Here is a 20,217-nt window from a genome sequence, read left to right on the forward strand (position 1 = left end):
TCAATTCGCTCGACTTGCATGTATTAGGCACGCCGCCAGCGTTCGTCCTGAGCCAGGATCAAACTCTCCAATAAAGTAGTTTGACTTGCTCATAAGTTTTGTACTATATAGTACGTTTTTGTTAATCAAAATTAACGTTGGCACGCTTGGTTTTGTTTAGTTTTCAAAGATCATTGTATCGCCGTCTCTCAGAAGCGACTTTATAAATATATCACTTCCACAACGTTCCGTCAACACTTTTTTAAAAAACATTTCAAATGTGTTTCAGAACATCACCCTATCAATTCGACAAGAACTTTATGATATAACAGATTCAGTTCCATGTCAATAAATAAATCAAATTAACTTGCAGCTTTGCATCTTCATTCATTAAACCCTACTCAACCCCAAACATGGAAAACCTTTCTCTCCCCCTTCTTGGAATAATTAAAATATATTTCGAAATAGAATTTTTAACGAATCCTGACAGAAGTCCCCTTCCTCAAGGAATGTGTAGGGAGGGGATGAATGTCGGTTAGGCGAAGCCTAAAGTCTTTTCTTTCTACTAAATCCTGGTACAATAAAATCAAACATGCTCTTTGAAAACTGAAGATATTAGGTTGTGACAGGAAGAATGCTCTGTCACAACCTAATATCTTCAAGCCACCAAAGAACTAGCCACCGGCTAATTTTTGTAGGGCAAGGTCGTGTCCGAACTTACGCCTGTGGAGATCATGTAAGACCTAGTAGGCATCCTACTAGGCTACGATCAGTGAAGCAGGAAACCCCTTCTTCAACTTCGAAGAAGTAAGGAGGGGTCGTTCACCACTATACTTTATTTGGTTTAAACCCCATCGTAGCTTCGACAGCCTTTTTCCAACCTTCATAGAGTGCATGTCTTTGCTGCTCATTCATCGTCGGTTCAAAGGACTTGTCAATTCTCCACTGTTTAGCAATTTCTTCACGATCCTTCCAGAACCCAACAGCAAGACCTGCTAAATATGCCGCTCCTAAAGCAGTTGTCTCATTTACAACAGGACGTTCAACAACTACATGTAACATATCGCTTTGGAATTTCATTAAGAAATTATTTTTAACTGCACCACCGTCAACACGTAACTTCGTTAGCTTTATTCCAGAATCTGCTTCCATTGCACTTAGTACATCTTTTGTTTGGTAAGCAAGGGATTCAAGAGTTGCTCGAATAAAATGTTCTTTCGTTGTTCCACGCGTTAAGCCAAAAATAGCCCCCCGCGCATCACTGTCCCAATACGGCGTACCTAAACCAACAAATGCTGGTACGACATAGACGCCGTCAGAAGACGTAACCTTTGTGGCATATCCTTCACTTGCAAATGCATCATCAATCATTCGTAACCCGTCACGTAACCATTGAACCGCTGATCCCGCCACAAAAATACTTCCTTCTAAAGCATACTCTACTTTCCCATCTATTCCCCATGCAATCGTCGTTAACAATCCATTTTCAGAAGGAACCGCTTTTCCGCCTGTATTCATTAACATAAAACAACCTGTACCATATGTATTTTTGGCCATACCTTTTTCAAAGCATGCTTGACCGAATAATGCTGCATGCTGATCACCAGCTACACCTGCAATCGGGACTGCTTCACCAAAGAAGTGATAATCAGCAGTTTCAGCATATACCTCAGAAGAAGATCGTACTTCTGGCAACATCGACCTCGGAATATCTAAAATTTGTAACAGCTCATCATCCCACGTTAAATCATAGATATTGTACATTAGTGTTCGTGAAGCATTTGTATAATCTGTGACATGCCTTTTTCCACCAGATAGTTTCCAAATTAACCACGTATCAATTGTTCCAAATAATAGTTTCCCGTTATTCGCCTTTTCTCTTGCGCCATCGACATGATCAAGTATCCACTTTACCTTTGTTCCTGAAAAATAAGCATCTATTAATAAGCCTGTTTTCTTTCGGAATAGATCACTGTGGCCCTTTTCTTTTAACTCCTCACATATGTCTGCAGTTTGTCTTGATTGCCAAACGATTGCATTGTAGACCGGTCGACCTGTTTCTCTGTCCCATACGACAGCCGTTTCCCGTTGGTTCGTAATCCCAACACCTGCAATTTCTTTTGGAGATACATCTGTTTTCGTGAGTACTTCTGCAATAACAGCCAAAATTGAACTCCAAATCTCCTGTGCACTATGCTCAACCCAGCCTGGCTTAGGGAAAATCTGTCTGAATTCTTTTTGTGCCACATCGACAATCTCACCATTTTTATTAAATAGTATCGCTCTAGAACTAGTCGTCCCTTGATCTAATGCCAATACATATTTTTTCTCCATCATAAATCATCCCCTTCATTTAGTGCGTACATCTCTCCCCGGCTCTTTGCCTCTCCCCACTATTTATATTTAATTGCCCTCATGTCGCGATTATAAGATCATGTATTTTTATTAATACTATACTTATTTATTATGCGTAAGACCACATAAAAAGGTAGCGTTTTCATTTTATGTTACTTCTATTAAAAATACACTCTAAACAAAAAGCGTACCTTTAGTATGATTGTAATCGAAACAAACGAAAGAATCCTTCTGTTTCCTCAATCAAACCAAAGTACGCCTAAAATATGTTAAGGACTATCGTATATACTTAGTCACCTTTTAAAACCTTCTTCAAGTCATCCTGAACACTTTCCTTTGCAAGCTCGACATTCGATCGATAAGCAGCACGACTTAATAAATGCCCTCCTACTGGAATTGTAAGGAACACAAAGAAAATGCCAAGTATCAGCCTAATGCTAATAACACCATCACTTATCCAGAAATAGAGAAAGGTTCCGAACAATGTACAGAGAACCCCAAGACTGGCACTCTTTGATGCAGCATGTGACCGGGTATACACATCAGGTAAACGAATTAATCCGATCGCACTGAGAAAGCTGAAACCTGTTCCTAAAAGGATAAAAACAGCAGCAATACTTTCACTAATCACGCTCACGCTCAATGACCACACCTCTTTCAATATATCTTGCAAAAGCAATTGTTCCGACAAATGAGAGGCAACCTATCAATAGTATGATTTCTAAATATGCATAGGTTTTAAGCAGAATAGAAAGGATCGCAACTCCTGCAATCAGATTTATACCGATTGCATCTAACGCCATGACTCGGTCAGGCATGGACGGGCCCTTAATAACGCGATAAAGTGCTGCAATAATTGAGAGTGTTAAAAAAAACAAACAGCCCATCATTATGATTTCAAACATTAACGGGTCACCTCCATAATTGCCTTTTCAAACTTTTCTTTCGATTTCATCACACTATCACTTGAGACAGGTATATCCATAGCATGAATATAAAACACTTTGCCATTTGGAGAAACTTCAACGACGACAGAACCTGGAGTTAAGGTAAGGAGCAATGCGAGTAGAGTAACCTCCCTGTCACCTTCGAGCACGGTCTCCACAGTTATGATACCAGGAGTAACATTAATCCTAGGTCGCAACACTTGGCGAACAACAAGAATACTAGATGAAATCAACTCCTGAATGAATAAAAGAAATAATTTCATAACAGCAAGAAATTTAAATAGATAAAATGATTTTGGAAAAAAACGTCGTAATCCGAATAGGATAACTACACCAACTAAATAACCGCCAGTGAAAGTCATTATGCTAAATTCATCCTGAAGAAACATCCATAAAAAAGCAATAAAGAGATTGAGAAGTACCTGACCGGGCAATTGAACCACCCCTTTCAATAATAATTACCTGAACATGTCTTTATGGTATGAAATCACTTCCAAATACCGCTTCAATATAAAGAATTGGATTCAACAAACCCTCAGTTGCAAGTTCAACGTATGCGTGGATCCCCTCTGCCCCTAACCCAAGAGCAATGGTAGCAACAGTAAGAAATCCAATCGGGAACAACAATCCCTTCGTTGTTCTATTTTCCATCTCATCACTAAGGCTTGTTTCACCCCAAAAGCTATTCATAAAGATTTTCATAATGGAATACAGCACCATTAAACTTGTAAACAACCCAATAGCCCCTAACCAAAAGTAACCAGCTTCAAAGGTTCCCTTCGTAATATAGACTTTGCCTAGAAAGCCACTTAAAGGTGGAATGCCAGAAAGTGATAACGCCGCAATGAAAAACATCCATCCTAAATATGGGTAGTTGCGAATAAGTCCACTGAATTCCTTGAGTTTACTCGTTCCAGTTAGAGCAATGATTGTTCCACCTAACAGGAATATAAGAGCTTTGATAACGATATCATGCATAAGATAATAAATTGATCCCATAATTCCACTTGACGTGAAGGCGGCCAAACCGGAAATAATAAACCCTACACCGATTATGACATTATAAGCAAGAATCTTTTTAATATCCCAATGGGCGACTGCTCCAATTGCACCTAACACCATCGTAATTGCTGCCATAATACCGATTAACAAATGAGTAATTTGTGGCTCATGATAAAACACGAGCGTAAATATGCGAAAAATTGCATAAATCCCTACCTTTGTTAATAACGCTGCAAATATAGCCGAGATCGCAGTTGGTGGCGCACTATACGATCCAGGTAGCCAAAAGAAGAGAAAAAGTCCAGCCTTCAGTCCAAAAACAATTAAAAATAAGAGTGCAACAGTTGTCATAAGCCCATCCTGTCCCACTTCAGCAACACGTACTGACAGATGAGCTAAATTCAAGGTACCTGTCATTGCATACAAATACGCTACGGCAACGAGAAATAGGAAGGAGGAAAGAACATTGATTAAAATATATTTAAGCGATTCACGAAGCTGCGCTTTCGTTCCCCCTAATGAAATAAGAACATAAGATGCCACTAACATCACTTCAAAAAAGACAAATAAGTTAAAGAGATCGCCAGTTAAAAATGACCCGTTGACACCAGTAATTAAGAATAGAAAAAACGGGTAGAAATAAAACCTTTCTCTTTCCTTTCCGATCGAATTAAAAGCATAAACTAAACACGCAAACGCCACAACGCTTGTTGTTAATAGAAGTAACCCAGCAAACATATCAACGACTAGACTAATGCCAAAAGGTGCCTGCCATCCCCCTAGTTGAAGCGTTTGTATACCCTCTGTCTTAATTTGATTGATAAGAAATCCTGAGATCATACCTGTTACCACAATTGCTAGGATACTAAACAAGCGATGAAATCGAATGTTGTTTCGAAAAACAATCATAATGATCCCTGCAATTAACGGTATGATGATTGGCAGTATAATCACATTATTCATCTTCAATACCCCTTAATTTATCCATATCATCAGTCCCTAATTGTTTATATGCACGATAGCTTAAGACTAAGAAAAGAGCAGTTGTTGCAAAATTGATAACAATTGCTGTCAAAATTAGCGCTTGAGGAATCGCATCTGTATATGAACTACCCCTTTCACCTAATAATGGAGGTCCGCCCTTTTTTAACCCTCCCATAGTAAGGATGAGCAGATGGACGCCATGACTAATGACAGATGTCCCCAAAATAATCCTTAGCAAGCTTTTCGTTAAAATCAAATATGTTCCAATCGTAAATAACAATCCTACAAGGACAGACATTATTGTCTCCATCTTTATCCATCCTCACTTATACTTAGAATAATTGTGACAGCAGTTCCTATAACTGCTAATGCAACCCCAAGATCAAATATGACAGCTGTTGCTAGTGCAGTGTCCCCAAAAATAGGAAGATGGAAATAACCAAATGACTGCGTTAAAAATGGTGCATCAAAAACAAATGAACCGACTCCAGTCATAACAGCTATTAACACTCCTACTGCTGCGACCACTTTAAAATCTACCGGAATATGCTTAAGAACAGTCTCAATATCAAATGCAAGGAAAAGCAATACCAAGCTGGAAGCAATACCAAGTCCTCCTATAAAGCCTCCACCCGGTGTATAATGACCTGCAAAAAAGAGGTAGATTGAAAATGTTTGGATAATAATCACAGCTATTTTTACAACAGAATGCAGAATGACATCATTAGGCTTCATCCTTATCCCTCCCTGCTATTCGAAGCTTAATTAGCGTGAATACTCCTAGGCCAGCCATACATAAAACAAGAATCTCTAGCATCGTATCGAACCCACGAAAATCAACAAGGATGGCATTCACGATATTTTTTGCCCCCGCAAGTTCATAGGCCTGTTCATAGAAACTTGAAATCGGTGCAAAGAGTCGATTTCCGTTTGCAGATAAAGCGATAATTGTAACGATTATGCCAACTCCCAATGAGACAATTAAATTTGTCGCTTTGAACGGAACCCGACTACGTTCCTTGCGCAGCTCAGGCAAATGATAAAAACATAACAAAAATAACGCAACTGTCACCGTTTCAACCACTAACTGAGTTAAAGCTAAATCTGGCGCTCTAAAATCAACGAAGAACATTGAAACAAGAAATCCTAAAGCTCCTAATGCAATCATGGCCGTGAGCCTTGACTTTGCTAAAACAATGACGAAGGCCGCTATGACCATTCCTGCGATTAATCCCCCTTCATATAGACTAATCGGAGCATCATTCGACGAATCAAATGATAACCCATTAAACAGCCACAAAGAACCACCGAGAATGATGATAAAAAATGAAAAAATATAGACGAGGTAATCACGAATAAATCCTGTCATGTAACGATTTGTTACTTTCAACGAGTAATTTTCCATCATACCTAATCCTTCGTTATAGATGTTATTTAACGTTAAACTTTGAGGATAACTTCCATATACCCAAGACCATTTCTTCATGGTGATGTATAATAATGCACCAAAGACTGCCACCCCAATTGTCATAAATAACTCTGTATTCCAACCATGCCAAGGCTTAATCACTACATCAATACCACCCGTTTCAGAAAAGGCTGGCAGAACAGCAACTAAAGCAGGTTGTAAGAAATACTTCGATACAACATTCGGTATAAAGAAAATGACAATAACAAGAAGAGCTAAAATCATCGGTGGTATCAACATACCGATCTGTGGTTCGTGCGGTTCCTTATCCAACCTTCCTGGTTTATATTTACCAGTAAACGTCTTGAATACAAGCACCATACAGTAAATAAAGGTCAATACACTTGCGATCCATGCCACAACTGGAATAATAATCCCAATGCTATCCATCCCAGTAAAGGATAATGTTGAGGCGTTTAAAACACTTGTAAAAAACATCTCTTTACTTAAAAAACCATTAAACGGTGGAAGTCCCGCCATGGCAAAGCTTCCGATAATTGTAAGCGTGAAGGAGATAGGCATGAGGGTCATTAATCCGCCTAATTTTCGAATGTCACGAGTTCCTGTTTCATGGTCAATAATCCCAACAACCATAAACAAGCTTCCTTTAAAAGTAGAGTGATTTATTAAATGGAAAAGCGCAGCTAACACAGCCGTTGCCGACATAGTGGCTTCATCGCCATGCCCAAAATACACAGCAGCAGAACCTAAACCGAGTAGACTCATAATTAGACCCAGTTGACTTATCGTTGAATAGGCCAACAATGCTTTTAAATCAGTTTGTTTCACTGCATTCACAGAACCATAGATCAATGTTACGATTCCAACTCCTGAAATGATCCAAAACCATTCCAAACTAACGCCAAAAATAGGAGTAAAGCGAGCGACTAAATAAATACCGGCTTTTACCATTGTTGCTGAATGTAAATAGGCACTGATTGGAGTTGGTGCTTCCATCGCATCAGGTAACCAAATACTAAATGGAAATTGCGCGGATTTTGTAAAAGCACCGAGAAGAATAAGAATCATTGCAGGAATAAATAAAGAATGACTAGTAATAACTTCCGTATGACTCAACATTTCACGTATGCTGTACGTATCAGCCATCATCGAGAGCATAATGAACCCTGCAAGCATCGCTAGACCACCAAATATTGTAATTAGCATTGATTTTTGCGCACCATAACGAGATCTTTCACGTTGATACCAATACGCAATTAATAAAAATGAGGAAATGCTCGTTAACTCCCAAAATACATATAAGACAAGGATATTATCCGAGAAAACGACTCCAAGCATCGCTCCCATAAATAAAAGCAAATAAACATAGAAGTTATGGAGTGCTTCACGATGCTTAGACATGTAATAAATCGAATAAAGTACGACTAATGCACCCACCCCAGTAATTAACAAGCCAAAGATAAGTCCTAAACCATCAATATAAGTAGTATAATTAATCCCTAAAGATGGTAACCATGGTACAGAATGGTGAATTGTCTTTCCATTAGAGATATGAGGAATATACCTTAATAAATAAAGAAATACCAAAAGTGGGACCGCTAATACAAACCAACCGGTATGAATGCGTGGTGTAAAATGTTTATAGAAAAATGGAACAAAGATGGCAAAAACAAACGGAATTAGTATGACAAAGTGCAACCAAGACAAATAATCTCCCTCCTTATTTCAATGAATTTTTTATTTAAAGAACAAAAGCGCAAGCGCCTTGATCAGCCTCAGGCATAGCATAAGACGCTTTTGAATAGAAGGCGTACTTTGCCTTCTATTCAAAAGTGGCTGTAGACCCAAGAGGGGCTAGGCGCTGGAGCTGGATGCCGTGCGCTTATCCACAGTACAAGAATTTTATAATTTCCTAAACAATGAATAAAGTAACAGATTTGAATTATGGCAATATACAATTCAATTGACTAAAGATGAACCATGAGCTATAGTCATACATAGTTTATCGGAACAAATAATAATTCGTTGATGCCCATCAATACCGAGGTGATAGGAAATGAAAAAAGTAAAGGGACGTATGGACGAAAGTATCCTCGTCTGCGTATACTATGGACCAAATGGCGAACGCCTCATTCAACGTGGTTGTAAACTTGCTAATATGCTTGACTGTCCACTTTATATACTGACCATTGACTCGGCACCCTTTGATGAAATGGACGCAGAAAAATCAGATTATATTAATAGGTGGAAACAATTAGCTGAAGAACATAACGCTGAAGAATTCATCCTTCTCGATAATGAAAAACGACCTATTTCCAAAGTCGTTGCTGAAGTAGCAAGACAAAAACAAATAACACAAATTATCCTTGGCCAAACAGCCCAAAGCCGCTGGGAGCAAATTGCAAAAGGATCAATTATCAACTCATTGTTACGTGAAATTCCATTTATCGATTTGCACATCATATCAGTTGCCCGTGCCCTTAAAAATGAAGAGGGTATGTTCGAAAAAGGGGTCCGTGCCTATCTTATCAAAGAGGAAGATCACTACCTTTTAAGCTTCAAACATACAAAAGACGTTGAGTATGAGGGTATTTTCTTTAAAGAACATGGAACTGACTTTAATAATGGTGTATTTAAATTTATGAAAAACAAAGAAACAATTCAAGTTAACGTGACAGAAGACTGCGTGAAAGACTTTACAAACGTTAGCATTACCACACAAATCGAAGCTGACAACGATCAGCAATAACAATACGTTTGTACGTTCTAAATCCTTCACACTTTAAGTGGAGGATTTTTTGCTATTCTGTGACCTGCACTCCATCATCATATAGGATAAACAAACGTCCACATTTTATTAATGCCTATCCGCTTTTCCCTATCAAATGACTTAAACATATTTCACGCTATTATAATATGCCTTTTTCTCACCAAATTTAGTCCGTATAAAAATCCGATAAAGCGAGACTTCCATCAGTGGGGGTTTTCCTTATCCCCACTGATGGATAGCGAGACTTATCGGGCTTTTACGGGCAGTTATCCCCCACCTTTGCTTCTTTGTGATTCATTCAAGCTTAGAGGTGGGGGTATTACTGCCCGTTAATGCGGGATGAACTCTAACAACTCCAAATACAAAAAGAAACTAATGTCTTTAAATTGTTCTTATTTCCACTCATCTTCTCTAGGTCTATGATTGGATTGACAAACACCGCAGTATCATTTTCTACAAAGTCAATGTTACTTAATTAGTACATTAACACAATTTATGTAACATCACAACTGATAAACCTTCGCAAAGTACATGTGAAATTATCTTTTTCCAAAGAAACAATTCATCATAAAATTCGTTTAATTTATTCAATTTTAAAGGTACGAAGCGCTGTTATTACACCCGAAAATAACGGATTTCCAATACTTCAGCCTCTCCAAGTAAAATGAAGGAAAATAAGGTTTTTCAGGTAAATGGTTTTATTGGTATTTTGGCTATTGTTATTTTAATTGGCTTGAGTGTCTTTACGTTTATTAACCAATCAATCGGAATGGCCATTTTACTAATTATTATCGCCGCTCTTTTAGCTAGTGGCATTACCATCGTTCAACCTAATCAAGCAATCGTCGTAACCTTTTTTGGAAGTTATTTAGGTTCTATTCGCACTAGTGGTCTATTTTTGACCGTGCCGCTTACGATTAGACGGAGCGTATCCTTACGAGTTCGCAACTTTAACAGTAAACGTCTAAAAGTAAATGATGTTGATGGAAATCCAATTGAAATTGCTGCTGTAATTGTCTTTAAAGTGGTCGATTCAGCTAAAGCTGTTTTTGATGTAGACCATTATGAGGAGTTTGTTGAAATCCAAAGTGAAACGGCCATTCGCCATGTCGCAACAAAATACCCTTATGACACATTTGAAAATGTCGAATTAACGTTGAGAGGGAATGCTGAAGAGGTTTCAAATGAATTAGCAACAGAGCTACAGGCACGATTAGACGTAGCTGGGGTCAAGGTTGTTGAAGCAAGACTTACACACCTAGCATATTCCACTGAAATCGCACAAGCCATGCTTCAGCGCCAACAGGCATCAGCCATTATCTCAGCCCGCCAAAAGATAGTAGAAGGTGCTGTCGGAATGGCGCAAATGGCGATTAAACAATTAGAACAAGATAAGACAATTGATTTGGATGATGAACGCAAAGTTCAAATGGTCAATAATCTACTTGTCGCAATTGTAGCCGAAAAGCCTGCCCAACCTGTCATCAATGCAGGTACGTTATATTAATGAGTGGTAACAATGTCTAAGAAAAAAAGTTTCCCTTTACGGATGGACCCTGAATTATATGAAATAATCCAAAAATGGGCTGCAGATGATTTTCGAAGCGTGAATAGTCACATTGAATTTCTCCTTCGTGAAGCAGCGAAAAAGGATGGCCGGTTAAAAAAGGATAAATAAAACTACTCATATGTAAAAAACGGAGCGAGACATTTAGAATCTCACTCCGTTTTTATTTCATGTAACTTGTTTGGCAAAGCCACTTAGCTTTTCGCAAGATTCAACTGCCACGTAACGCCAAATTTATCGCCAACCCAGCCAAACTTTTCACTAAATGGGTAAGCTTGTAACGGCATATACACATTGCCGTCTTCTGATAATTTCTCAAATGCGCGATTAATCTCTTCTTCTGTGTCACATGTTACAAACAATGATATGGAAGGAGTAAATGTAAACTCATGCTTAACATAACTATCACTGCACATAAACACTTGTCCTTTAATGGAGAAAGTTGCTTGTACTACAGTTCCCTCTTCACCAGGTCCATTCTCTCCATAACGTGTAATTGTCATGATCTCTGATTGGTCAAAGATAGAAGTATAATAATTCATTGCCTCTTCAGCTTTGCCTTCGAACATTAAAAACGTATGAATCTTTTGATTTGAATTATCCATTTAAACCTCTCTCCTTTTTGCATATGTAGATACATATTACAATTCTGATTATCAAACACAAATCGAACATATATTCGTTTCTATGTATTTTATTATCAATTAGGTTCCCAACTTTGTCAAACAATATTGTTCTATTTATTTACCACCCAAGAGCTATCCTCAGCAACACGACTTCCTTTGCACCCTGTTATCTAGATGAAAGCAAATTTATAGAATTTTCCCACATATATGGTAGCCTTAAAATATAACCGAAAGGAGTGATTAGTTATGAGTAATTCAATTCCAGAGATCACACTTAATGATGGTCTTACTTTACCAGCTATAGGGTTTGGTACATATAAACTTAATGGAAATGAAGGCGCCAATGCGATTCAGAGTGCAATCGATGTAGGATATCGACTAATTGATACTGCCTATAATTATGAAAATGAAGGGACTGTAGGCGAAGCTGTCCGACGCAGTTCTATTCCAAGAGAAGAATTAAGAATTACATCCAAATTGCCAGGTCGCTATCAAACGTATGATAAAGCTGTTACGACCATTCAAGAATCCTTGTATCGCGCAAACCTAGATTATTATGATTTATATCTTATTCATTGGCCTAACCCGAAACAAGATAACTATGTGGAAGCTTGGCAAGCATTAATTGAGGCAAAAAAATGGGGCCTTATTCGTTCAATTGGTGTTTGTAATTTCTTACCTGAACATATTGAGCGTCTAGTAAAGGAAACAGGCGTGAAGCCAAGCATAAACCAAATCGAATTACACCCCTTTTTCAACCAAGCAGAACAAAGAAAATGGCATGAAGAGAATAACATTAAAACACAATCATGGAGTCCGTTAGCTCGAGCAAGTGAAGTTTTACAAAACGAACGAATTAAAAAGATTGCTGACCATTATAACAAAACGGTATCACAAATTATTTTACGTTGGCATTATCAGCTTGGGGCAATTTCAATCCCAAAATCTGCATCACCTGCACGACAACTTGAAAATATATCAATTTTTGATTTCTCCCTAGATGAAACAGAAATGAGCGCCATCGCAGAATTAACGCTACCAAATGGAAGATTAAAAAATCAAGACCCTGCTATTTACGAAGAGTTCTAAACAATGACAGATTGTAAAACAGATAAAGCGAGCTTTCTGTTAGTGGAGATAAAGATAACCTACACTGACGAAAGACTCGCTTTATTTATTTCTACTCATTGAAATTTAGAAGGTAGCTTCAGGTTGATCAGTCACCTTTACTGGAACAATTACGTCCTATTCAATAATGAATATCCTCTGAAATAGGCAGGAGGATATTCATTTTTAAATAGGATTTTCTTCATCTCTGATTGTCAGAATAGCTAAATGAACGAACAAATCACCCACACTAAATAATTTCACTTTTAATGGATAATTAGTAAATTATTACCATAAATTAACATGGGCCATTTGTTCAGACTATCACTTTTCACTTAAATGAAATGATGGTCTATCAAAAGTTTCTGAAGTTTTCTTCTTAACTAAATTCAGAACCCAATTACACCAAGAAATTTCTTCCTTGTCTAGTAAATTCCTTCTACTATAAAGAATATAGCGCCCAAAATCCTTAGACACGTTATCTAGTCCTTTGCTCTCTTGTTCTTTTTCCATTTTGACAATCTTCTTTTCTCGCGACGTTACTTTTTGTTCTAAAATAGAAATTCGATCTTGAACTAATTTTTTTGCATTATCTTCATCTGTCAGCCAAACAGAATACATTTTAATCAAAAATTCATCTCGAATGATTGGATCAGTCGGCGATTCTACAACCCACTTATCCAAAGTTTCCTTTCCCGTGTCTGTGATTGAAAATACCTTTTTACCCGGTCTTCCGATTTGTTCAACATACTTATATACTAAGAGCCCCTTCTGTTCCATTTTAGTTAGCAGAGGATAAATTTGACTATGTTTCGCTGGCCATAATACCTCTAAATAATCCACTAATTGATATCCTGAGCAAGGCTTTCTATCGAGAGCGCTGAGTATCGCATACCCAAGGGTATTCATAGCATTCACCTCCACCATATAATGGTCAACCTGAATTCTTCTAAGCTAGCACGTAAAATAATGTTGCATTTACCCTATTCTAAATCTATACGATAAATAACCCTTAATGAATCTCTAAATTATAAATATAATACATTCAAAATAAAGGGCAAATTTGTACCTGTTGCAAATATGAGTGATTGACTCAATGTAGTCCTCTTTTTTCTTAGCATGAAAGGTATCCCAATAATTGTTGTTAATTGTAACATACCTATAATTACCCCTAAACCAAAGATTAAAATAGAATGCTTTTTTATCAAACCATAAGAATAAGATTGCCCATAATTCGGTTGATGGGAATGTCCTCTATTTTTTTCTAATCGTTAACATACTTGCAATTCCTAAATATACTATCATAATTTCTACTAAAAACACCAATGACATTGACCATTTACCTAAAATATGAATTTTTAGATAAATAAACATTACCCTAAAAGCAAATAGCGTAAATAAAACTTAGAGGTAAAACTGAAATTAATGTAACCTCTATATCAATTTTCCTTCACTTTCCTCTTCTGTTTAAAAACCCAGCAACCATGTTGATTGCTGGGTTATGCTGCTTAATATTTCCTTAAAAAGCTTGGTGCTTTGTTAAACCATTCTTGACTAATTATATTGTGGCATTCTGTAAATATTTTTTCAACTGTTTGAGTAGTATTCGCTAAAACTCGCACTGTAAAGCCTGGGACTGGTAGTAATGATAGTCCCATTTTAAATTCATTTGGATTCTTGTGAATGGCCCGATCTATCCTGTCAAGAAGGTCATCAGTCGTTTTTTCACCAACTACAATCATGGAGCCCAAATGTGAATAGCCTTCCATGAATCCAAGAGCGTCCATATTTTGGGAAGCTGGATTTAATTTTATATTGTCATAGACAGCTAGTTCATTTTCCAGATAAATCTCATTTATTAATTGAAGCATATCATAGCTAAATCGTTCGCCAGTCGGAGACCACCCCGGGGTAATGATGTCTGAGTAAAGCAGTGTGGAACCCTTCTCCATACGTATCACATTTTTTTGTTTATATCGCGCATCTTGATAGCCGATAAGCGGATCAGGAATAAACTCAAGATAACTTCCCTCTTTAAGGGTAATTTCTGTTTCTTGATAGGCAGGTTGATTTGGTGTTTTGTAAATCTTTGTTGCCGATTGTGTTGTTAAAGTTAGTCGGGCTTGTTTCTCTAATGAAATCTGCATTTGATAGCGATCCCCGTCTAAATAACCTCCACCTGGATTTAATAGATAATAACAGGCTTGTCCAGAATTGTCATGATAAATCGGACGCATCACCTTTAATGCACCTTGGAAATACACATTCTTTGCGACCGTTTTTCCTATGCGATTCTCAACGTTTAATCGCAAGATTCCCGTCCAATCCTCCATCCTACTCCAGACCTTTTAGAAATGCATTCTTTTTAATCCAGTCGATCACTTGATCAAGACCTGAATCATCTTTTAAGTTAGTAAAAACAAATGGTCTATCCCCACGGAAAACCTTCGTGTCGGACTCCATTACATCGAGTCTTGCTCCAACGAAAGGTGCTAAATCTGTTTTATTAATAATAAACAAATCAGATTTAATCATCCCTTGCCCACCTTTACGTGGAATCTTTTCCCCTTGGGCAACATCAATAATATAGATGGAGAAATCTACTAACTCAGGGCTAAATGTAGCGGCAAGATTGTCGCCACCGCTTTCCACAAAAATAAGTTCAACATCAGGGTGCTTCTCTTTTAATTCATCAATTGCCGCAAAGTTCATTGATGCATCTTCACGAATTGCTGTGTGAGGGCATCCGCCAGTTTCTACACCAATGATTCGATCTTCAGGCAGTACGCCGTTTTGCATTAAGAATTTAGCATCTTCTTTTGTATAAATATCATTCGTTACAACCGCCATGCTGATTTCATCTTTTAAATGTCTTGTTAATTTTTCAACTAACATTGTTTTTCCTGCGCCTACAGGTCCGCCTACACCAATTTTAATTGCTTCCATAAATTCACACTTCCCTTTCTATTTTATGACATGAAAATACGAATATTTACACGTTCATGCTGCATTTGAGCCAACTCTAAACCTGGTGAAATAATTCCAAAGTCTTCTTCATCCAAACTCTGAATTTTTTCTGTTGCCTTTATTAACTCATCTTGAAAATCTTGAGTAATTTTCTGACCCGCTGTTTGTCCTAAAGGAATCGCTCTTACTGCGTTCTGAATAAGACTCGAAACAGCAGAATATAAATAAAATAAAGTAGTTGTTGTTGGTGGAATACCAAGATGATGTCCTATCATTGTGAAGACGATTGCTGGATGGCCAAATGATTGCTTATTCTTAATACGTTCTCTATACAAAGAGAGTATAGGCACCTCATATAAAGATTCCACAAGATTTAACATGCGATCGCCCATTCTTTGCGTACCTTCTCTCGTTTCACGCGGTAGGTTTTGTACTGTCAGCATTCGATCTAAATTCCACACCTTTTCTAAGTTTCCAACCTCTAAAGCTTCATAAATAAGACGTGAAGCAAGCCCATCTGAATAGATGAGCTGTTCATTCAAATAAACATAAAGCCACCTGGAAAATGTTTGTTTGTCATGAACTTGATCTGCTTGAATATAACTCTCAAGACCATATGAATGACTAAAAGCACCTGTTGGAAAATTTGAATCGCATAGTTGAAATAAAGAAAGAATGTTTTTATCCATGACTATGTCCAATATGACGAAACGCTTGCTTTACTTTCCTATCTTCGCGTGTGTATGGAATATGAAGTTCTTGTAACAATTCTTCAACAAGATAATCATATTGTACAAGCATGTCGTTTTCTTCAAATTGGGCCGGAAGATGACGATTCCCTAGTTGATGAGCAATCGTCCCCATTTCATTCAAGCTACGGGGGCTAATCACTAATAAATCATCTGTTTTCACATCGATGACAATCATATTTTTATCATCCATAAATAAAACATCGCCAGCTACTAGGTCACGTGGGGCTTTTAGACGAATGCCGATTTCATTGCCGTGATCTGTTGTCACACGCTGAATTCGTTTCACTAAAAGTGCACTTTCAAGATAGACCTTCTCAATATGACGTTTTTCAATTTCTTCTTTATCCATTTTTTCAATATTCGTTACAATTTGTTCAACTATCAATACTTTCACCTCAAAATAGGAAATATCGTTGTCCCATCGGTACTGTGTCAACCGGTTCACACGTAATTAATTCTCCGTTTACTTTTACTTCATATGTTTGCGGATCAACCGTAATTTCTGGAGTTTCAGAATTAAGCTTCATATCCTTTTTCGTTAAATTACGGATGCCACGCGCTGGAAGAACCATTTTTTCTAATCCAAGTTTCTCGTGTACTTTATCATCATAAGCCGCTTGAGAAATAAACGTAATCGAACTTTTAGACAATGCTTTTCCAACTTGTGCATACATCGGACGATAAATCATCGGCTGTGGTGTTGGAATTGACGCATTGGCATCTCCCATTAAGCTTTCCACCGCAAATCCATTTTTAAGAACCATTTCAGGCTTCACTCCGAAGAATGCTGGTGACCAAAGAACGAGGTCAGCAATTTTCCCTACCTCAATTGAACCAACATATTCAGAAATTCCGTGTGTAATGGCAGGATTGATCGTATATTTTGCAACATAACGTTTTGCACGGTTATTATCAGAAAACTCACTATCTCCTTCTAATGCACCGCGTTGTTTTTTCATCTTATCTGCTGTTTGCCATGTACGTAAAACAACCTCACCAACTCGTCCCATCGCTTGAGAATCTGAGCTAACCATACTAAATACACCCATATCATGCAAAATATCTTCTGCAGCGATGGTTTCACGTCTAATCCGTGAATCAGCAAAAGCTATATCCTCAGGAATTGATGGGCTTAAATGGTGACACACCATTAACATATCTAAATGTTCATCAATCGTATTTACTGTAAATGGTAAAGTAGGGTTAGTAGAGGATGGAAGAACATTCATAAAGCTAGCTGATTTGATTAAATCAGGAGCATGTCCTCCACCAGCACCCTCTGTATGGTACATATGAATCACACGGTCTTTAATCGCATCGATCGTATTTTCCATAAATCCACCTTCATTTAGGGTGTCTGCATGAACAGCTACTTGAACATCATATTTATCAGCTACTCGTAAAGCAAAGTCAAGTGCTGAAGCTGTAGCTCCCCAGTCTTCATGGACTTTTAAGCCAATTACGCCTGCACGTACTTGCTCTGCTAGCGGCTCTTCGTCAGCAGCTTGTCCCTTTCCTGTGAAGCCTACATTAATTGGCATTCCTTCCGCTGCTAAGAGCATTCTATGGATATTCCATTCACCAGGAGTAACCGTTGTTGCTTTTGATCCAGCAGCTGGCCCCGTCCCTCCACCGATTAATGTCGTCGTACCAGCAGTTAATGCGGTTTCAATTTGAGCTGGATTGATAAAGTGAACATGGGTATCAATTGCACCAGCTGTAACAATCAATCCTTCTCCAGCGATAATTTCCGTAGAAGCCCCTATTACAATATCAACATTATCCATTACTAAAGGGTTACCAGCTTTACCGATTCCAGAAATTTTCCCGTCACGGATCGCAATATCCGCTTTAACAATCCCTGTATAGTCTAGGATTACAGCATTTGTAATAACGATGTCCGGAACTCCATCTGCTCGAGTTGCCAGAGGATGTTGTCCCATACCATCACGAATAACCTTTCCACCACCAAATACGACTTCTTCACCATACGTTGTATAATCCTTTTCAATTTGGATCATTAAATCTGTATCCGCTAAGCGTACGGAGTCTCCTGTTGTTGGACCGTACATTTGGGCATATTGCTGTCTCGACATTTTGAAACTCATTACTTGCACCCCCCTTTTACCGATCCGTCTACTTTATTGTTAAATCCGTAAACACGTTGTTCTCCAGCAAAACAAAGAAGCTCTACTTCCTTCACATCACCAGGTTCGAAACGAACAGCAGCACCTGCAGGAATATTTAATCGTTTTCCAAATGCTTCTTCTCTATTAAATTGTAGGGCTTCATTCACTTCATAAAAATGAAAATGCGAGCCCACTTGAACAGGGCGATCCCCTACATTAATGACTGTAACTTTATATATGGTTTTTCCTTCATTTATAATAATATCTTCATCTTTTAAAATATATTGTCCCGGTTCCATTTAAATCTGCCTCCTATGGCTTCTTATCTAATTGGATTATGAACTGTTACCAGTTTTGTACCATCAGGAAAGGTAGCTTCTACCTGAATATCGTGAATCATTTCTGGAATACCTTCCATTACATCTTCACGTGTCAAAATCGTTGCACCGTATTCCATCAATTCTGCAACCGTCTTTCCATCTCGTGCACCTTCTAATACTTCGTATGTAATAAGTGCAACTGATTCCGGATGGTTTAATTTCAACCCTCTATCTTTTCTTCGTTTTGCGAGATCGGCAGCAACTACGATCATGAGTTTGTCTATCTCACGCGGTAATAAATGCATGGTAAAGCCTCCTTATTTTTCGTACTGACTACTTAAACGAAAAGGCCCCCTTCATACAGAAAGCACCAAAAAGGGAGCTAGTTTTTTCAAGAAAACAATCAGTTATCAATAACATCTCATTTCATCTACAACATAACAGGTAGTAGGCTATCAAAGTCTTTTCTGCAAAAGGACTTTAATAGTAGCTTCCAACCTAAAATATACGATTAAAACGAACATTATTATTTTTTTAATTAAATAATGTTCGTTTTATAAAAAGCATATAATATCGTTTTTTGACGAAGTATTAGTTATTACTAAATAATCGCGATTGATTCTCTTAAAATCCTAATATATCATAGTATATATATATATCAAGATTTATATATATTAATTTTTGATCAAAAGGAGTGCCAAGTCAAAGCTATTCGTATTTTATCCTTTTAAAGGAATCCGATCAGCAGCCGACATTCATTACACATGGGACCGCTTTTTTCTTTCATGTCGGTTTCTCTTAATGGGATCTCTCAAGTTATCTTGATTGAAAATACTATTACTGGATTGCTGTCTACCCTTACCTTGAGAGATGTGACCCCACAATTTAAATTAGAAACATTTCGCACTAGAGATGCACCCGAAGTCAAAGACTATACTCAGAAAATTCACTTAATTAACCGTGGTTTTTCCCACAAATGAAAGACCAACAGTTGGGGATTTATTGCAATCTGTATTTTCTAGACACTTTATATAGTGAACTACCACGAGCCTAAAGGCATCGTAGCTTCTGAAAAGAAGTTGCATGGTTTTAGCTTCGTCCCTTCAAGGGTGAGTTCACCAGACTCAGTTAGGAAAAATCCTAGCTACGATAGATCGGTCATGACACCTTCGGTTGACGCACCAGACCGTTGCTCTGTCGCTTGCATTTAAGTAGAGATGAGGAAAGTCTCGGTGATGCAAGTGCAAAAAGCCTTTTTATCTTTGTCGAGGTGAGGACGGATT

Annotated in this window: 21 protein-coding genes and 1 rRNA gene; 4 read left to right on the forward strand and 18 right to left on the reverse strand. The window is 37.8% G+C overall.

All coding sequences use genetic code 11. The features are described from left to right. From K9V48_RS22950 to K9V48_RS22990, 9 genes are all read right to left on the reverse strand, one after another. Positions 1 to 74, reverse strand: a 16S ribosomal RNA gene (locus K9V48_RS22950); the annotation flags it as partial. Between the two features lie 733 nt (positions 75 to 807). Then, a complete protein-coding gene (glpK, locus tag K9V48_RS22955) occupies positions 808 to 2,313 on the reverse strand; it encodes a glycerol kinase GlpK (protein WP_224141464.1) in 1,506 nt (501 codons plus the stop codon). 310 nt (positions 2,314 to 2,623) lie between these two features. Further along, on the reverse strand, positions 2,624 to 2,977 hold the full coding sequence (gene mnhG / locus K9V48_RS22960) for a monovalent cation/H(+) antiporter subunit G (RefSeq protein ID WP_224141445.1): 354 nt from the start codon (positions 2,975 to 2,977) through the stop codon (positions 2,624 to 2,626). Continuing rightward, a complete protein-coding gene (locus K9V48_RS22965) occupies positions 2,958 to 3,239 on the reverse strand; it encodes a Na(+)/H(+) antiporter subunit F1 (RefSeq protein WP_224141446.1) in 282 nt (93 codons plus the stop codon). The genes mnhG and K9V48_RS22965 overlap by 20 nt, the downstream gene beginning before the upstream one ends. Continuing rightward, positions 3,239 to 3,715: a Na+/H+ antiporter subunit E gene (locus K9V48_RS22970; protein ID WP_224141447.1), complete on the reverse strand. Its 477-nt coding sequence runs from the start codon at positions 3,713 to 3,715 to the stop codon at positions 3,239 to 3,241. Before K9V48_RS22970 ends, K9V48_RS22965 begins: the two co-directional genes overlap by 1 nt. Before the next feature lie 40 nt (positions 3,716 to 3,755). After that, positions 3,756 to 5,246, reverse strand: a complete 1,491-nt coding sequence (locus K9V48_RS22975; protein ID WP_224141448.1) for a Na+/H+ antiporter subunit D — start codon at positions 5,244 to 5,246, stop codon at positions 3,756 to 3,758. Next, positions 5,239 to 5,577, reverse strand: a complete 339-nt coding sequence (locus K9V48_RS22980) for a Na(+)/H(+) antiporter subunit C (RefSeq protein ID WP_111618449.1) — start codon at positions 5,575 to 5,577, stop codon at positions 5,239 to 5,241. Before K9V48_RS22980 ends, K9V48_RS22975 begins: the two co-directional genes overlap by 8 nt. A gap of 2 nt (positions 5,578 to 5,579) precedes the next feature. Further along, the gene (locus K9V48_RS22985; RefSeq protein WP_224141449.1) at positions 5,580 to 6,002 is read right to left on the reverse strand and encodes a Na(+)/H(+) antiporter subunit B; all 423 of its coding nucleotides are present in this window, start codon (positions 6,000 to 6,002) and stop codon (positions 5,580 to 5,582) included. After that, entirely contained in the window at positions 5,992 to 8,403 is a 2,412-nt protein-coding gene (locus K9V48_RS22990; protein WP_224141450.1) for a Na+/H+ antiporter subunit A, read from the reverse strand. The genes K9V48_RS22985 and K9V48_RS22990 overlap by 11 nt, the downstream gene beginning before the upstream one ends. 349 nt (positions 8,404 to 8,752) lie before the next feature. Between K9V48_RS22990 and K9V48_RS22995 the strand changes: the two genes are divergently transcribed. The 3 genes from K9V48_RS22995 (at position 8,753) to K9V48_RS23005 (ending at position 11,144) form a co-directional block, all read left to right on the forward strand. Beyond that, positions 8,753 to 9,445, forward strand: a complete 693-nt coding sequence (locus tag K9V48_RS22995) for a universal stress protein (RefSeq protein WP_224141451.1) — start codon at positions 8,753 to 8,755, stop codon at positions 9,443 to 9,445. A 685-nt stretch (positions 9,446 to 10,130) separates the two neighbouring features. Then, a complete protein-coding gene (locus K9V48_RS23000) occupies positions 10,131 to 10,973 on the forward strand; it encodes an SPFH domain-containing protein (protein WP_224141452.1) in 843 nt (280 codons plus the stop codon). Between the two features lie 12 nt (positions 10,974 to 10,985). Further along, complete coding sequence (locus K9V48_RS23005; protein ID WP_224141453.1) at positions 10,986 to 11,144, forward strand: type II toxin-antitoxin system antitoxin; 159 nt, start codon at positions 10,986 to 10,988, stop codon at positions 11,142 to 11,144. Positions 11,145 to 11,227: 83 nt separating this feature from the next. Here K9V48_RS23005 and K9V48_RS23010 read toward each other — a convergent pair whose 3' ends face one another. After that, positions 11,228 to 11,638: a VOC family protein gene (locus K9V48_RS23010; protein WP_224141454.1), complete on the reverse strand. Its 411-nt coding sequence runs from the start codon at positions 11,636 to 11,638 to the stop codon at positions 11,228 to 11,230. Between the two features lie 267 nt (positions 11,639 to 11,905). On the opposite strand from K9V48_RS23010, the gene K9V48_RS23015 reads away from it, so the two are divergent. Continuing rightward, the gene (locus tag K9V48_RS23015; RefSeq protein WP_224141455.1) at positions 11,906 to 12,748 is read left to right on the forward strand and encodes an aldo/keto reductase; all 843 of its coding nucleotides are present in this window, start codon (positions 11,906 to 11,908) and stop codon (positions 12,746 to 12,748) included. A gap of 342 nt (positions 12,749 to 13,090) precedes the next feature. On the opposite strand, the gene K9V48_RS23020 is transcribed toward K9V48_RS23015, so the two are convergent. The 8 genes from K9V48_RS23020 to K9V48_RS23055 all read right to left on the reverse strand — a co-directional run bounded on the left by K9V48_RS23020 (position 13,091) and on the right by K9V48_RS23055 (position 19,239). Continuing rightward, the gene (locus K9V48_RS23020; RefSeq protein ID WP_224141456.1) at positions 13,091 to 13,675 is read right to left on the reverse strand and encodes a PadR family transcriptional regulator; all 585 of its coding nucleotides are present in this window, start codon (positions 13,673 to 13,675) and stop codon (positions 13,091 to 13,093) included. Between the two features lie 599 nt (positions 13,676 to 14,274). Continuing rightward, on the reverse strand, positions 14,275 to 15,099 hold the full coding sequence (locus K9V48_RS23025) for an urease accessory protein UreD (RefSeq protein ID WP_224141457.1): 825 nt from the start codon (positions 15,097 to 15,099) through the stop codon (positions 14,275 to 14,277). Position 15,100: 1 nt separating this feature from the next. Continuing rightward, positions 15,101 to 15,712: an urease accessory protein UreG gene (gene ureG / locus K9V48_RS23030; protein ID WP_224141458.1), complete on the reverse strand. Its 612-nt coding sequence runs from the start codon at positions 15,710 to 15,712 to the stop codon at positions 15,101 to 15,103. 23 nt (positions 15,713 to 15,735) lie between these two features. Further along, a complete protein-coding gene (locus K9V48_RS23035; RefSeq protein ID WP_224141459.1) occupies positions 15,736 to 16,422 on the reverse strand; it encodes an urease accessory protein UreF in 687 nt (228 codons plus the stop codon). Next, positions 16,415 to 16,870, reverse strand: coding sequence for an urease accessory protein UreE (ureE, locus tag K9V48_RS23040; protein ID WP_224141460.1), 456 nt, complete (start codon positions 16,868 to 16,870; stop codon positions 16,415 to 16,417). The genes K9V48_RS23035 and ureE overlap by 8 nt, the downstream gene beginning before the upstream one ends. 10 nt (positions 16,871 to 16,880) lie before the next feature. Beyond that, positions 16,881 to 18,593 carry an urease subunit alpha gene (gene ureC, locus K9V48_RS23045; RefSeq protein ID WP_224141461.1) on the reverse strand — a complete coding sequence of 571 codons (1,713 nt, stop codon included), beginning with the start codon at positions 18,591 to 18,593 and terminating at the stop codon, positions 16,881 to 16,883. Next, entirely contained in the window at positions 18,593 to 18,913 is a 321-nt protein-coding gene (ureB, locus tag K9V48_RS23050) for an urease subunit beta (protein WP_224141462.1), read from the reverse strand. The genes ureC and ureB overlap by 1 nt, the downstream gene beginning before the upstream one ends. Positions 18,914 to 18,936: 23 nt before the next feature. Next, positions 18,937 to 19,239, reverse strand: coding sequence for an urease subunit gamma (locus K9V48_RS23055; protein ID WP_224141463.1), 303 nt, complete (start codon positions 19,237 to 19,239; stop codon positions 18,937 to 18,939). Positions 19,240 to 20,217: the final 978 nt, after the last annotated feature.

The sequence above is a fragment of the Metabacillus rhizolycopersici genome (assembly GCF_020075705.1).

What these genes read in the sequence shown, in the direction of transcription:
- glpK (WP_224141464.1), bottom strand. Translation starts at nt 2,313, where the DNA reads ATGGAGAAAAAATATGTATTGGCATTAGATCAAGGGACGACTAGTTCT.
- K9V48_RS22965 (WP_224141446.1), bottom strand. Translation starts at nt 3,239, where the DNA reads ATGTTTGAAATCATAATGATGGGCTGTTTGTTTTTTTTAACACTCTCA.
- K9V48_RS22975 (WP_224141448.1), bottom strand. Translation starts at nt 5,246, where the DNA reads ATGAATAATGTGATTATACTGCCAATCATCATACCGTTAATTGCAGGG.
- K9V48_RS22980 (WP_111618449.1), bottom strand. Translation starts at nt 5,577, where the DNA reads ATGGAGACAATAATGTCTGTCCTTGTAGGATTGTTATTTACGATTGGA.
- K9V48_RS22985 (WP_224141449.1), bottom strand. Translation starts at nt 6,002, where the DNA reads ATGAAGCCTAATGATGTCATTCTGCATTCTGTTGTAAAAATAGCTGTG.
- K9V48_RS22995 (WP_224141451.1), top strand. Translation starts at nt 8,753, where the DNA reads ATGAAAAAAGTAAAGGGACGTATGGACGAAAGTATCCTCGTCTGCGTA.
- K9V48_RS23000 (WP_224141452.1), top strand. Translation starts at nt 10,131, where the DNA reads ATGAAGGAAAATAAGGTTTTTCAGGTAAATGGTTTTATTGGTATTTTG.
- K9V48_RS23005 (WP_224141453.1), top strand. Translation starts at nt 10,986, where the DNA reads ATGTCTAAGAAAAAAAGTTTCCCTTTACGGATGGACCCTGAATTATAT.
- K9V48_RS23010 (WP_224141454.1), bottom strand. Translation starts at nt 11,638, where the DNA reads ATGGATAATTCAAATCAAAAGATTCATACGTTTTTAATGTTCGAAGGC.
- K9V48_RS23015 (WP_224141455.1), top strand. Translation starts at nt 11,906, where the DNA reads ATGAGTAATTCAATTCCAGAGATCACACTTAATGATGGTCTTACTTTA.
- K9V48_RS23020 (WP_224141456.1), bottom strand. Translation starts at nt 13,675, where the DNA reads ATGAATACCCTTGGGTATGCGATACTCAGCGCTCTCGATAGAAAGCCT.
- K9V48_RS23025 (WP_224141457.1), bottom strand. Translation starts at nt 15,099, where the DNA reads ATGGAGGATTGGACGGGAATCTTGCGATTAAACGTTGAGAATCGCATA.
- ureG (WP_224141458.1), bottom strand. Translation starts at nt 15,712, where the DNA reads ATGGAAGCAATTAAAATTGGTGTAGGCGGACCTGTAGGCGCAGGAAAA.
- K9V48_RS23035 (WP_224141459.1), bottom strand. Translation starts at nt 16,422, where the DNA reads ATGGATAAAAACATTCTTTCTTTATTTCAACTATGCGATTCAAATTTT.
- ureC (WP_224141461.1), bottom strand. Translation starts at nt 18,593, where the DNA reads ATGAGTTTCAAAATGTCGAGACAGCAATATGCCCAAATGTACGGTCCA.
- ureB (WP_224141462.1), bottom strand. Translation starts at nt 18,913, where the DNA reads ATGGAACCGGGACAATATATTTTAAAAGATGAAGATATTATTATAAAT.
- K9V48_RS23055 (WP_224141463.1), bottom strand. Translation starts at nt 19,239, where the DNA reads ATGCATTTATTACCGCGTGAGATAGACAAACTCATGATCGTAGTTGCT.